The following is a 13,395-nucleotide window of genomic DNA, read 5'->3' as shown; positions in this document are numbered from 1 at the left end:
GAAACTGTGTGCAAGGGAGGCACGGGCTCTGCAAGAGCCGATTTTTCAATCATCCGGGACCATCATGATCCAGCTTTCGCGCGCCGAAATCGAACAACTCGTCACGGTCGATGAAGGGGCCGTCGCCGCCGTGCGCGACGCCTATGTCGCCATCACCGACGGGCGCGGCAACGTTCCTCCTGTCGGTCACATCGCCTTCCCCGCCACCAATGGCGATTGCCACATCAAGTATGGGCACATTGCCGGCGACCCGATTTTCGCGGTGAAGATTGCCGCCGGCTTCTACGACAATCCGGCCAAAGGCCTGCCCTCCTCCACCGGCATCATCCTCGCCATCTCGGCCGAGACCGGCGAAGTGCGCGCCATCCTCAATGACGAGGGCTACCTGACCGATCTGCGCACCGGCATCGGCGGCGCGGTGGCCACGCTGGCGCTGGCGCGCGCCGATGCCGGCAACGTGCTGATCGTCGGCACCGGCATACAGGCGCGCTACCAGAGCCGTGCGCTGGCAGCCCTTGCCGGCCGGCCGCTCTCCTTCCGCATCTGGGGCCGTTCGCCTGAGAAAACCGCTGCGATCGTCGCCGAACTGGCGCAGGACGGGCTCGATGCCGCGCCCGCCGCCGACCTCGAAGCCGCCTGCCGCGCGGCCGACATCATCGTCACAACCACCCCGTCGACCGAACCGCTGGTCAGGTCGGACTGGGTGCGGCCGGGCACCCACATCACCGCCATGGGCGCCGACGGCCCCGGCAAGCAGGAACTGGAGACGGCGCTCGTCGCGCGCGCCGACATCCGCGCATCCGACATGAAGACGCAGAGCCTGGGGCACGGTGAGTTTTCGCATGCCTGTTTAGCGGGTTTGATCGGCCGTGACGATTGCATCGAGCTCGGCGCCGTATTAGCAGGAACGACAGCGGGACGCCGCGCGGCAGAAGACATCACCATTGCCGACCTCACCGGCGTCGCCACACAGGATATCGCCATGGCCCGGACCGTTCTGGAACGAGCCACGGCGACGCAGCACGGTCGGAGCTGACCGACGTTTCAACAGGAACCAGATCATGAAGACGCTTGCCCTTTCTTCCCTTCTCGCCTGCCTGCTGGCCGGCACCGCGATGGCGGACAATCTGCGTGTCGGCACCAGCGCCGACTTCCCGCCATGGGAATCGGTCAATGAGGCCGGCGACGTCATCGGCTTCGACCGCGACGTGATCGATGAAGTGTGCAAGCGCATCGAAGCCGAGTGCACCGTGACCAACCAGGCGTTCGACGGCCTGCTGCCGGCTCTCCAGGTCGGCAAGTTCGACATGGTCATCTCCGGCATGTCGATCACCGAGGAGCGCGCCGAACAGGTCGATTTCTCCAGCGCCTATGCCGAGCCGCCCTACCGCTTCGCCGTTGCCGCCGGCAGCGACCTCGCCAAGATCGAAAAGCGCGAAGACCTTGAAGCAGCACTTGAAGGCAAGGTCATCGGCGTGCAGACCGGCTCCACCCACGAAGCCGTGGTGCGCACCAATCTGCCGAAGTCGGAGCCGCGCCTCTACGAGCGCAACGAGCAGATCGCCGACGACCTCAATGCCGGCCGCATCGACGCCGGCCTGCTGGAGCAGTCGGTCTGGGAACAGCTGATGGAAGCACGCAAGGACCAGCTTTCGCTCGCGGGTCCGCTGCTGTCGAGCGCCGACTACGCCGAGTTCGGCAACGGCACCGCCATCGCCATGCGCAAGGGCAGCGACGAGCTGAAGAAGCGCGTCGATGATGCCGTGACTTCCATGCTGGCAGACGGCAAGATCGCCGAGCTGTCCAGCAAGTGGTTCGGTTACGACCTCTCCTACAAGGCCAAGTAATCCTTGCTGCCTGCGCCGCCTTCACGGCGGCGCAGGCACGGGACAGGAGCGCCGATGTCCGTGATCCTCACCTATCTGCCGCACCTTCTTCAGGGCCTGGTGGTGACCCTGCAGGTTGCCGCCGGCAGCTTCGTGATCGGCCTGCTGATCGCCGTTCTCGCGGTGTTCGGCTGGAATTTCGGTCCGCGCCCGCTCAGATGGTTCATCTCCGCCTATGTCACCATCGTGCGTGGCCTGCCGGAGCTGCTGATCATCTTTCTGGTGTTCTACGGCGGCACGGTGCTGCTGAGCGGTGCCTTCGGCACCTATGTCGAGGTCAATGCGCTCACCGCCGGCATCTGTGCGCTGTCGGTGGTGTCCGGAGCCTACCTCACCGAAATCCTGCGCGGGGCGCTGCTGACGGTGCCGCAAGGCCAGTGGGAAGCCGCCACCAGCCTTGGCCTCGGCCGCATGACCGCCTTCCGCGACGTGGTGCTGCCGCAGATGCTCTCCTACGCGGTGCCGGGACTTGGCAATCAGTGGCTGGTGATCCTGAAGGAAAGCGCGCTGGTGTCGATCATCGGGCTGGAGGAACTGATGCGCAAGGGCGTGGTCGCAGCCGGCGCAACCCATTCGCCGATGACCTTCTATCTGACGGTCGGCGCGCTCTATGTCGCCATCACCGGCGTTTCGACACTGATCATCGGCGCCGCCGACCGGCGCGCGGCGAGAGGCAGGTAGACGATGTCGCCGGATATTTTCATCAAGGCCGCGCCGGTCGTCCTGCAGGGGCTGCAGCTCACCCTGATCATAACGATCGCCTCTTTCCTGCTCGGCCAGATCCTCGCCCTGCCGCTGGGGCTTGCGCGTCAGGCCAGCTCGCCGCTGCTGCGCTGGCCGGCCGCCATCTACACATTTCTCATCCGCGGCAGCCCGCTGCTGGTGCAGCTCTTCATCATCTATTACGGGCTCGGCCAGATTCCGGCGATCCGCAACAGCATTCTGTGGCCGATCCTGCGCGAACCGCTCTATTGCGGCATCATCGCCATCAGCCTGAACTCGGCCGCCTACATGGCCGAAGTCGTTGCCGGTGCGCTGCGCCGCGTACCCAAAGGCCAGACTGAGGCCTGCATTTCGCTCGGCATTTCACGCCGGCATCGCTTTACCGACGTGCTGCTGCCGCAGGTCTACCGGGAACTTCTGCCCAATATCGGCAATGAAATCATTCTGGTTCTGAAATCCTCGTCGCTGGCAAGTGCTGTCACCATCATGGAGATCACCGGCGTGGCGCGGGCGTTTACCGCGCGCACCTTCGCACCGTTCGAGGTGTTCATCACCGCCGGCATTCTCTATCTCGCCATCGGCTTCGCCTTCACCTTCCTCTTCCGCCTGCTCGAACGCCGCTACGGCATAACCGGCACACGCACCCCCGCACCGGAGGCCAGCGCATGATCAAGGTCCGCAACCTCGTCAAATATTACGGGCAGACAAAGGTGCTGGACGGCATCAGCCTCGAGGTCGCCAAGGGCGAGCGCATCGTGCTGTGCGGCCCTTCCGGCTCGGGCAAATCGACGCTGGTTCGCTGCATCAACGGGCTGGAGCAGCGCAGCGCCGGCGACATCGAAATCGCCGGGCACGTGCTGAAGCCGGATTGCTCCAACGTGCTGGAACTCGGCGGCGATGTCGGCATGGTGTTCCAGCAGTTCAACCTGTTTCCGCACATGAACGTGCTCGACAATCTCACGCTGGCCATGCGCCGGGTGCGCAGGACGCCGCGCGCGGAAGCCGAAACACAGGCCATGGCGATGCTGGAGCGCATGCAGCTCGGCGCCAAGGCGAAATCCTATCCGCGCGAACTGTCGGGCGGGCAGCAGCAGCGCGTCGCCATCGCACGCGCGCTGTGCATGAAGCCGAAGGTGATGCTGTTCGACGAACCCACCTCGGCCCTCGATCCGGAAATGGTGCAGGAGGTGCTGGACGTGATGACCGCCCTCTCGCGCGAAGGACTGACCATGATCGTCGTGACCCACGAAATGGGCTTCGCCCGCAACGTGGCCGACCGCATCGTGTTCATGGATGGCGGCGTGATCCTTGAGGAGGCGGCTCCCGATGCCTTCTTCGACCACCCGCAACACAACCGCACCCGCGAATTTCTACGTCAGATCGGGCCGCGGACACACTGAAGGACCATTGCAATGACCGACATCGTTTTCGCCTCGGCGGCGCGATCCATGCAGGCGCGCGCCCGCATCCGTGACCACGTCTACCGCACCCCGCTGATTCCGGCACGCGGCAGCTATGGCCCCGAAGGCACACAGCTTCTGTTCAAGGCGGAGAATTTCCAGCTGACCGGCTCATTCAAGATCCGTGGCGCCGCCTCGGTAATGACCGCCGCCGCACCCGGCCAGAAGCTGATCACCGCCTCCTCCGGCAATCACGGCATCGGCGCTTCGCGCGCCGCCCGCTCGCTCGGTCAGGATCTCGTGGTGGTGCTGCCGGAATCGGTGGTGCCGTCCAAGCTGGAAAAGATCCGCTCCTACGGCGTCGAGGTCATCCTGCATGGCGCCGAGACCGGCCTTGCGGAACTGCATGCCCAGAAGCTGGCCGCAGAAAAGGGCTGGCGCTACATCTCGCCCTACAATGACGCCGACGTCATCGCCGGCCAGGGCACGATCGGCATCGAGTTGCTCGAACAATGCGCCGGCGTCGACAACGTCTTCATCGCCATGGGTGGCGGCGGCCTGATCAGCGGTATCGGCGCTGTGCTGAAAGCCTTCAGCCCGCGCACCCGCGTGTGGGGCGTGGCAGCAACCCATTCGCAGGCGCTGGCCCTGTCGATGGCGGCGGGACGCGTGGTCGAATGCGAGCATCTCGACACGCTGGCCGATGCGGTCGCCGGCGGTATCGACGATGACACGCTGACTCTGCCGATGGCGACAGCCGTGGTGGACGAGGTCGTAGCCTGCTCCGAGGACGAGATAGCGGCAGCGCTGCGCGTCATGGCACAGGATGAGAACATGCTGGTCGAAGGCTCGGCGGCGCTGGCGCTGGCAGGTTTCAGCAAGGTAGCGGAACGCTGCGCCGGCCAGACCAGCGTGGTGCTGCTGTGCGGTGCGAATTTCGATCGCCAGACCATCCATCGCGTCGCGCTTGGCTGACCCGGAAGGGATGCCGCAACGGCAGCCCGCCTGAGCATCGCAAACGTCAACCTTTTCCGAACTTGCCGGCGACGAGGCGGGCCTGACTGGCCCGCCTCTTCTGCGTTTTGTGGCGGCTTGTCCCCAATCGGGACGGTCTGAGCGTCAGGACCATCGATATTTTGCGACTGCGGGCCTCTCAGGAAGGACCTGTTAACCATCGGTTCCTATTGCTTGGGGTGCAGTCAATCGGCGAGTCTTGAAATGTCATCCATGCGTCTATCCCGGGCTAACTTTTCGAACATGGTTTCGCAGGATGAAGATCCGCAGCCCGTTCGGCAGGAACAGCGCGCGCCCGCATATCAGCAGGCCGCCCCGCAGCCGCAGGCGCCGCGCATGACCAGTCTGCACGGCACCGGCACCAGCTACGTTCAGGCGCGCGGCAACGGAGAGGTGTTCCCGACCTTCGGCGCAGCCGATGGCGAATTCGCCCGCCCCACCTATCAGAACTATTTCTTCCTCGCCCCCAATGTGCGCTTCACCCGCACGCCGGATCGTGAAATCCGGAAGATTCGCGATGACGAGGACCGCACGTACCCTGAAGCCCACGCGGCGGAGTCCCGGCAGCCCGCACCCGTCGCACCAGCACGTGCGCCGGAGCCCCGGCCCGCACCGCAACCTGCCGCTGCGACACCTGCCGTGAACACCCGTCAGGCCGTGGCCGCCGGTCGGATCGTCGAGCCGATCCCGGACATGGCCCCGGCGCCGCAGCCGGTCGCGGGTGAGCCACAGACGCGGACTGAGCCGGAACCCACACAGGCCGGTGTCTGGGCTCATCTATCCGACCACGCCTTCTTCGAGTTCGCGGCTGAATTCCCCGCAGGCGAAAGCACCGGCGGCGCGGCAAGACCCCACGCGGCTGCACCAGCCACCGCATCCGCTGCACCGTTCACACCGATGGCGCGCAGACAGCAGCCCGAACGTGCTCACATCACCGCTTCCGCGCTGCGCAATGCCGACATCACCACGCTTTATCGGGTGATCGAATGTGCGGTGACGGCCAACACGTTCAACGTTCAGTTCCAGCCGGCCGAAGCACCGGCGGAACAGGTTGCGGCCCCTGCCCCCGTGGCTGTGTCCGCTGAGCCCGGCGCCGTGGCTCCCGTTACTGTGGAAGCGGCACCCGCATCGCCGGCTGAAGCGGCATCAGAGCCCGTCGCGAAGGCTGCCCCGCAGCCTGCGGCATCGGTGCAGGAAGCGCCTGCCCGCACGCCGCGCTCGGTCGAGATCACCATGCCGGCCCCGCGCGCACCGACGCTGCCGATGGCCGGGCGCGTGACGCAGGCAATCTCCGGCGATGTCTATGAGTTCCCCTCCGAGGATCTGCTGCAGGAAGCGCCTGAAGGTCAGGGCTTCTACATGTCGCAGGAGCGTCTGGAGCAGAATGCCGATCTTCTCGAAAGCGTGCTGGAGGATTTCGGCGTGCGTGGCGAGATCATCCATGTCCGCCCCGGCCCGGTCGTCACGCTGTATGAATTCGAGCCTGCGCCGGGCGTGAAATCTTCCCGCGTGATCAATCTCGCCGAGGACATCGCGCGTTCGATGTCGGCCATTTCCGCGCGCGTCGCCGTCGTTCCCGGCCGCAACGTGATCGGCATTGAGCTGCCCAACGAAACCCGCGAGACGGTCTATTTCCGCGAGATGATCGAATCGGAAAGTTTTCGCGAGAGCAGCGCCAAGCTGGCGGTCTGCCTCGGCAAGACCATCGGCGGGGAACCGGTGATCGCCGAGCTTGCCAAGATGCCGCATCTGCTGGTCGCCGGCACCACCGGCTCCGGCAAGTCGGTGGCCATCAACACCATGATCCTGTCGCTGCTCTACCGGCTGAAGCCGGAGGAATGCCGCCTCATCATGGTCGATCCCAAGATGCTCGAACTGTCGGTCTATGACGGCATCCCGCATCTGCTCACCCCGGTCGTGACCGACCCGAAGAAGGCGGTCACGGCGCTGAAATGGGCCGTGCGCGAGATGGAGGACCGCTATCGCAAGATGGCGAAGCTCGGCGTGCGCAACATCGACGGCTACAACCAGCGCGCCGCCGCCGCCCGCGACAAGGGCGAAAGCGTGGTCATGCAGGTGCAGACAGGCTTCGAGAAGGGCACGGGCGAACCGACCTTCGAGGAGCAGGAGATCGACCTGTCGCCGATGCCCTATATCGTCGTCATCGTCGACGAGATGGCCGACCTGATGATGGTCGCCGGCAAGGAGATCGAAGGCGCGATCCAGCGCCTCGCCCAGATGGCGCGCGCCGCCGGCATCCACCTGATCATGGCGACGCAGCGCCCCTCGGTGGACGTCATCACCGGCACCATCAAGGCGAACTTCCCGACCCGCATCTCCTTCCAGGTCACCTCGAAGATCGACAGCCGCACCATTCTCGGCGAGCAAGGCGCGGAACAGCTGCTCGGACAGGGCGACATGCTGCACATGGCAGGCGGCGGGCGCATCGCGCGCGTGCACGGCCCCTTCGTCTCCGACGACGAGGTCGAGCAGGTCGTAGCTCATCTGAAGACGCAGGGCCGTCCCGAATATCTGGAAACTGTGACCGCCGACGAAGACGAGGAAGAACCCGAGGTCGACGAAGGCGCCGTCTTCGACAAGAGCGCCATGGGTGCGGAAGATGGCGACAGCCTGTTCGAAGAGGCGGTGAAGGTGGTGATGCGCGACAAGAAGTGCTCCACCTCCTATATTCAGCGCCGCCTCGGCGTCGGCTACAACCGCGCCGCCTCGCTGGTCGAACGCATGGAAAAGGAAGGGCTTGTCGGTGCGCCGAACCATGTCGGCAAGCGCGAGATCCTGATGGGCAAGCGCGACCATGCCGATCAGGGCGGCTTCGACTGATCCGCAACACGCTGCGAGAAACAGTTCGGCCGGAAGCGCTTCACCGCTGCCGGCCGAATTGCTTTCAGAGCATTTTGCAGTCGGACGGAAGCGTCTGACGTCGCACAAATGCGGCGGGAGAAAACAAGCTGGAGCAGCGGGGTTGCGTTCGTCAGAACGCCCGCTGCTCTAGCGGGCGGCGAGGATCATGTCGGATGCCTTTTCGGCGATCATCACCGTCGGCGCATGGGTGTTGCCGGAAACGATAGTGGGCATGATCGAGGCGTCCACGACGCGCAGCCGTTCCAGCCCCCGCACCTTCAGCTGCGGATCGACCACGGCGTCGTCATCGCTGCCCATGCGCGCCGTGCCGACCGGATGGAAGATGGTGGTGGCGATGTCGCCGGCGGCGCGCCACAATTCCTCCGGCGTCGAGATATGCGCGCCGGGCTTGAACTCCTGCGGCCGGAATTCGCTCATGCGTTTCGTCGCCATCAGCCTTCGCGCCTGCTGCACGCATTGCACCGCCACTTCGCGGTCGCCATCGGTGGACAGATAGTTCGGCGCGATCCGCGGCGGCTGGCGCGGATCGGCGGAACTGATGCGCACATGGCCGCGTGATTCCGGGCGCAGATTGCACACCGAAACGGTGACCGCCGGGAAATCGTGCAGCGGCTCGCCGAAGGTCTCCAGCGACAGCGGCTGGATGTGGAATTCGATGTTGGGCGTGTCGAAGCGCGGATCGGAGCGCATGAAGATGCCGTACTGGCTGGGGGCCATCGCCATCGGGCCCGCGCGCTTCAGCGCATATTCCAGCGCGATGCCGGCCTTGCCCCACAGGCTCGCCTGCCGTTCGTTCAGCGTGCGCGCGCCCTCGATGCGAAAGGCCGTGCGGATTTGCAGATGGTCCTGCAGATTTTCGCCGACGCCCGCCATCTCGTGACACACCTCGATGCCGTTGGCCTTCAGCAGCCCCGCCGGGCCGACACCGGACAGTTGCAGAAGCTGCGGTGAGTTGATCGCGCCCGCCGACAGAAGCAGCTCGCGCCCGATGCGGGCGCTGCAAAGCCGCCCGTCGCGCCCCCGATAGAGGAGCGCCGTTGCCTTCTTACCGTCGAAGAGGATGCGCTCGGCGGCTGCGTGGGTAACGATGCGCAGATTGGGCCGCTTGCGGATGGGCTTCAGGAAGGCGCGGGCGGCGCTGAAGCGCACGCCGTTCTTCTGGTTGACCTCGAAGTAGCCGGCGCCCTCATTGTCGCCGGCATTGAAATCGTCGCTTGCCGGAATTCCCAGTTCGGCGGCGGCTTCAGTCACCGCATCGAGGATCGGCCAGCTCAGACGCTGGCGCTCGACGCGCAACGGCCCGCCACGGCCGTGGCTTGCATTGTCGTGGAGATAGTGATCCTCCGAGCGGCGAAACAGCGGCAGCACATCGTCCCAGCCCCAGCCGGGATTGCCCATCTGGCGCCAGCGGTCGTAGTCGCGCGCCTGCCCGCGCATGTAGATCATGCCGTTGATGGAGGAACAGCCGCCCAGAACCTTGCCCCGCGGGTAGAGCAGCGAGCGGCCGTTGAGGCCTGCCTCTTGAGCCGTGCGATAGCACCAGTCGGTGCGCGGATTGCCGATGCAGTAGAGATAACCGACCGGGATATGCACCCAATGGTAATTGTCGCTGCCGCCGGCCTCCAGCAGCAGCACCCGGTTTTTCGGATCCGCGCTCAGCCGGTTGGCGAGGACGCAGCCGGCCGAGCCGGCGCCGACCACGATGTAATCCCATTCCCCTTGGTCGGCCCCCTGGTCGGCAGCATCGAGGCCGCCCGGCATGCGATCTGTTTCCATGCCGAATTCTTGGTCGAGAACCGATCATCGCGCAAGCCGAAGCGCAACGGAATTCAGCCGCTGGCCCATAACGGGCACCGTCTTCCGGCATCTTCATTTCTGTCCGGAGCGCAGCTTCCATATTATTTTACTTTTGGATGGTAAAATTACCATAAGGTAAGTAAAGTGCGCTGAATGGCCGAAACGAGCGCGGAATTCCAGCGATCAGAAAGACCGCTCACGGCTAATATTCCACAATGCGGAATTAAATTCCGCAATATTGACGAAAAGTCGGTTCGTTTCTATAGAACCGTCTGAAGCCATAGGGAGAAGGCGAACAGCCATGGATAATCCGGTCAGTTTCGAGCGCCGCGCGCGCATCGGCATCATCACCATCGACAGCCCCCCCGTGAACGCGCTTGGACATGCGGTGCGCGTGGGACTGGTCGCCGCGCTGGAAGAAGCCGAACGCGACCCGCAGGTCGAAGCCATCGTGCTCAACTCGGCCGGACGCATCTTCACTGCCGGGGCCGACATCCGCGAGTTCGGCAAGCCGTCGCAGACGCCCACCCTTCCCGAGGTGATCGCCGCTTTCGACCGGAGCGCGAAGCCGATCGTGGCGGCATTGCATGGAACCGCTTTCGGCGGCGGCCTTGAGCTGCCGATGAGCTGCCACTACCGCGTGGCGCTTGCGGGAACCAAAATCGGCTTGCCTGAGGTGAAACTCGGCCTATTGCCGGGAGCCGGCGGCACGCAGCGTCTGCCACGCCTGACCGGCGTGGAGCGCGCACTGGACATGATTCTCACCGGCAACCCGGTCGAGGCAAATGAGGCGCTGGGCCTCGGCATCCTCGATGCCGTTTATCCGCAAGGCAGCGCGCTGGATGCCGCACTCGACTTCATCGAAAAGACCGGGGTGGACAAGTTGACGGCTGCGCCGGTTAGCAGCCGCAGCGACAGGATCGCCAACACCGATCCGGCCGTGTTTGCCGCCGCCCGCGCAAAGCTCGCGAAGGAAAAGCCGAACCTGTTTTCGCCACAGCGCTGTGTCGATGCGATCGAAGCGGCTGCAACGCTTCCCTTCGCCGAAGGCATCGCCCGTGAGCGCGCCCTGTTTCAGGAATGCATGGCCTCGCCGCAGCGCGCCGGCCTCATCCACGCCTTCTTCGGCGAGCGCGAAGTGGCCAAGATCCCCTCGCTGCCGGCCGGAACGCCGCTGCGCAAGGTGGAAAAGGTCGGCGTCATCGGCGCCGGAACCATGGGCAGCGGCATCGCCATGTGCTTTGCCAGCGCCGGCATTCCCGTCACGCTGGTCGACGCCAAGCCCGAAGCACTTCAGGCAGGCCTTGCCAATGTGCGCCGCACCTATGAGGGCAACGCCAAAAAGGGCCGCATCAGCGCCGAAGAGGCGGAGCGCCGCATCGCACTCGTTCAGCCGGCGGAATCGGTCAATGCGCTGTCAGACGCCGATCTGGTGATCGAGGCCGTGTTCGAGGATATGGAGCTGAAGAAGAAAATCTTCGCCGCGCTCGACAAGGTCTGCAAGCAGGGCGCGATCCTGGCCACCAACACCTCGACGCTCGACGTCGACGCCATCGCCGAAGCCACCTCGCGTCCGCAGGACGTGTGCGGCATGCACTTCTTCAGCCCGGCCAACATCATGCGCCTGCTGGAGAACGTGCGCGGCGAAAAGACCAGCGACGATGTGATCGCCACGATCATGGATGTGGCCCGCCGCATCGGCAAGGTCGGCGTTCTGGTCGGCGTCTGCTACGGCTTCGTCGGCAACCGCATGCTGCACCAGCGCGGTCGCGAGGCGATGGCGCTGGTCGAGGAAGGTGCGGCACCCGAGCAGGTCGATGCCGTGCTCAAGGGCTTCGGCTTCCCCATGGGCCATTTCGCGATGAGCGATCTTGCCGGCGTCGATGTCGGCTGGCGCATAAGGCAGGAGCGCCGCAAGGCCGGCGCGCCGGACGCCATCGCCCCCAACTGGCTGGACCGGATCGCCGAACTCGGCCGCTACGGCCAGAAGACCGGAGCCGGCATCTACCGCTACGAGCAGGGCGACCGCACGCCCCGCCCCGACCCTGAAGTGGCGAAGATACTGGAGGATTACCGCCGCGAAGCCGGCATTGCACCGCGCCCGATCGACGATCAGGAAAGTCTCGAACGCTGCCTCTACGCAATGATCAACGAAGGGGCACGCATCCTTGAGGAAGGCGTCGCCCTGCGGGCGGTCGACATCGACGTCATCTGGCTGCACGGCTACGGCTTCCCGGCCTATCGCGGCGGACCGATGTTCTGGGCCGATCAGGTGGGTCTCGGCAAGATCCATGACACGCTTGTGGCGCTGCATGAGAAGACCGGCGAGCCGCACTGGAAGCCATCGCCCCTGCTGGAGCGGCTTGCCAAGGCCGGCCAGACCTTCGCCTCGCTGTAACCCTCGCCGGAGCCACATGCCATGACCGAAGCCGTCATCGTTTCCACTGCCCGCACCCCGCTCGCCAAGTCGTTCCGGGGCGCGTTCAACAACACCCACAGTCTCGAACTGGGCGCGCATGTCGTCAGCAATGCCGTGGCACGCGCAGGCATCGACAAGGATGAGGTCGAGGACCTCGTTCTCGGCGCCACCTTCCATGAGGGGCCGCAGGGCAAGAACATGGCGCGCCTGTGCGCCCTGCGCGCCGGACTGCCCGATACCGTTGCCGGGCTCAGCATCAACCGCTTCTGCTCGTCGGGCCTGCAGGCCATCGCCATCGCCGCCCAGCGCATCATCGTCGACAAGGTGCCGGTGATGGTCGCCGGCGGTCTGGACTCGATCAGCCTCATCCAGAACGACGTCAACAAGCATCTCGGCATCGAGCCGTGGCTCGGCGAACACCGGCCGGACGTCTATCTGCCGATGATCGAGACCGCCGACATCGTCGCCGAGCGCTATGGCGTAAGCCGGCAGGCGCAGGACGAATACGCCCTCGTCAGCCAGCAGCGCACGGCCGCCGCGCAGCAGGCCGGGCGCTTCGACGACGAGATCGTGCCGCTCGCCACCACCAGGCTGGTGTTCGATAAGGCAACCGGCACCACCTCGCAGCAGGAGGTCATGCTCCATCAGGACGAGTGCAACCGGCCCGACACGACCATCGAGGGTCTCGCAAAGCTGGAGCCGGTGCGAGGGCCCGAAAAATTCGTCACCGCCGGCAATGCCAGCCAGCTGTCCGATGGCGCATCGGCCTGCGTGGTGATGGACGCGAAGCTTGCCGAGAAGCGCGGCCTGCAGCCGCTCGGCATCTTCCGTGGCTTCGCCGTCGCCGGCTGCAAACCTGATGAAATGGGCATCGGTCCCGTCTATGCGGTCCCCCGCCTTCTGGAGCGCAATGGCCTGACGATCGACGACATCGACCTGTGGGAGCTCAATGAAGCCTTCGCCAGCCAGGTCGTCTACTGCCGCGATACGCTCGGCATTCCGATGGAGAAGCTCAACGTCAATGGCGGCTCCATCGCCATCGGCCATCCCTACGGCGCCACCGGCTCGCGTCAGGTCGGCCATGTGCTGATCGAGGGCAGGCGGCGCAAGGCCCGCTATGCGGTCGTCACCATGTGCGTGGGCGGCGGCATGGGCGCGGCCGGGCTGTTCGAAGTCGCATGACAGCCGGCTAGTCATGTGGGCAGGCTTACGGCCTGCCCCTTCTTCCCAAGCGACGATCCCGAACCCGAACTCGCGCCAAGGTGCGCCAGCG

At 65.2% G+C, this 13,395-nt stretch carries 10 protein-coding genes; 9 read left to right on the top strand and 1 reads right to left on the bottom strand.

Translation table 11 applies throughout. The features are described from left to right. The first annotated feature begins 64 nt into the window (after positions 1–64). From AC5XE7_RS08210 to AC5XE7_RS08180, 7 genes are all read left to right on the top strand, one after another. Complete coding sequence (locus tag AC5XE7_RS08210; protein ID WP_495365618.1) at positions 65–1,036, top strand: ornithine cyclodeaminase family protein; 972 nt, start codon at positions 65–67, stop codon at positions 1,034–1,036. Positions 1,037–1,061: 25 nt separating this feature from the next. After that, positions 1,062–1,847, top strand: a complete 786-nt coding sequence (locus tag AC5XE7_RS08205; protein WP_183826187.1) for a transporter substrate-binding domain-containing protein — start codon at positions 1,062–1,064, stop codon at positions 1,845–1,847. Between the two features lie 54 nt (positions 1,848–1,901). Then, on the top strand, positions 1,902–2,567 hold the full coding sequence (locus tag AC5XE7_RS08200) for an ABC transporter permease (RefSeq protein WP_239800151.1): 666 nt from the start codon (positions 1,902–1,904) through the stop codon (positions 2,565–2,567). A 3-nt stretch (positions 2,568–2,570) separates the two neighbouring features. After that, complete coding sequence (locus tag AC5XE7_RS08195; protein ID WP_495365616.1) at positions 2,571–3,278, top strand: ABC transporter permease; 708 nt, start codon at positions 2,571–2,573, stop codon at positions 3,276–3,278. Next, positions 3,275–4,009, top strand: coding sequence for an amino acid ABC transporter ATP-binding protein (locus tag AC5XE7_RS08190; RefSeq protein ID WP_495365615.1), 735 nt, complete (start codon positions 3,275–3,277; stop codon positions 4,007–4,009). The genes AC5XE7_RS08195 and AC5XE7_RS08190 overlap by 4 nt, the downstream gene beginning before the upstream one ends. A gap of 12 nt (positions 4,010–4,021) precedes the next feature. After that, the gene (locus AC5XE7_RS08185; protein WP_495365614.1) at positions 4,022–4,984 is read left to right on the top strand and encodes a threonine ammonia-lyase; all 963 of its coding nucleotides are present in this window, start codon (positions 4,022–4,024) and stop codon (positions 4,982–4,984) included. Between the two features lie 252 nt (positions 4,985–5,236). After that, complete coding sequence (locus tag AC5XE7_RS08180) at positions 5,237–7,864, top strand: DNA translocase FtsK (protein ID WP_495365613.1); 2,628 nt, start codon at positions 5,237–5,239, stop codon at positions 7,862–7,864. A gap of 168 nt (positions 7,865–8,032) precedes the next feature. On the opposite strand, the gene AC5XE7_RS08175 is transcribed toward AC5XE7_RS08180, so the two are convergent. Next, positions 8,033–9,682: a GMC family oxidoreductase gene (locus AC5XE7_RS08175; protein WP_495365612.1), complete on the bottom strand. Its 1,650-nt coding sequence runs from the start codon at positions 9,680–9,682 to the stop codon at positions 8,033–8,035. Between the two features lie 322 nt (positions 9,683–10,004). Between AC5XE7_RS08175 and AC5XE7_RS08170 the strand changes: the two genes are divergently transcribed. Then, positions 10,005–12,101, top strand: coding sequence for a 3-hydroxyacyl-CoA dehydrogenase NAD-binding domain-containing protein (locus AC5XE7_RS08170; protein WP_495365611.1), 2,097 nt, complete (start codon positions 10,005–10,007; stop codon positions 12,099–12,101). 21 nt (positions 12,102–12,122) lie between these two features. After that, on the top strand, positions 12,123–13,304 hold the full coding sequence (locus AC5XE7_RS08165; RefSeq protein ID WP_495365610.1) for an acetyl-CoA C-acyltransferase: 1,182 nt from the start codon (positions 12,123–12,125) through the stop codon (positions 13,302–13,304). Positions 13,305–13,395 lie beyond the last annotated feature (91 nt).

This window comes from Aquamicrobium sp. YD-1-mutant5 (assembly GCF_059509755.1).
Note: the sequence above shows the minus strand (reverse complement) of the source record. Positions and strands in the feature narration are given on the sequence as shown.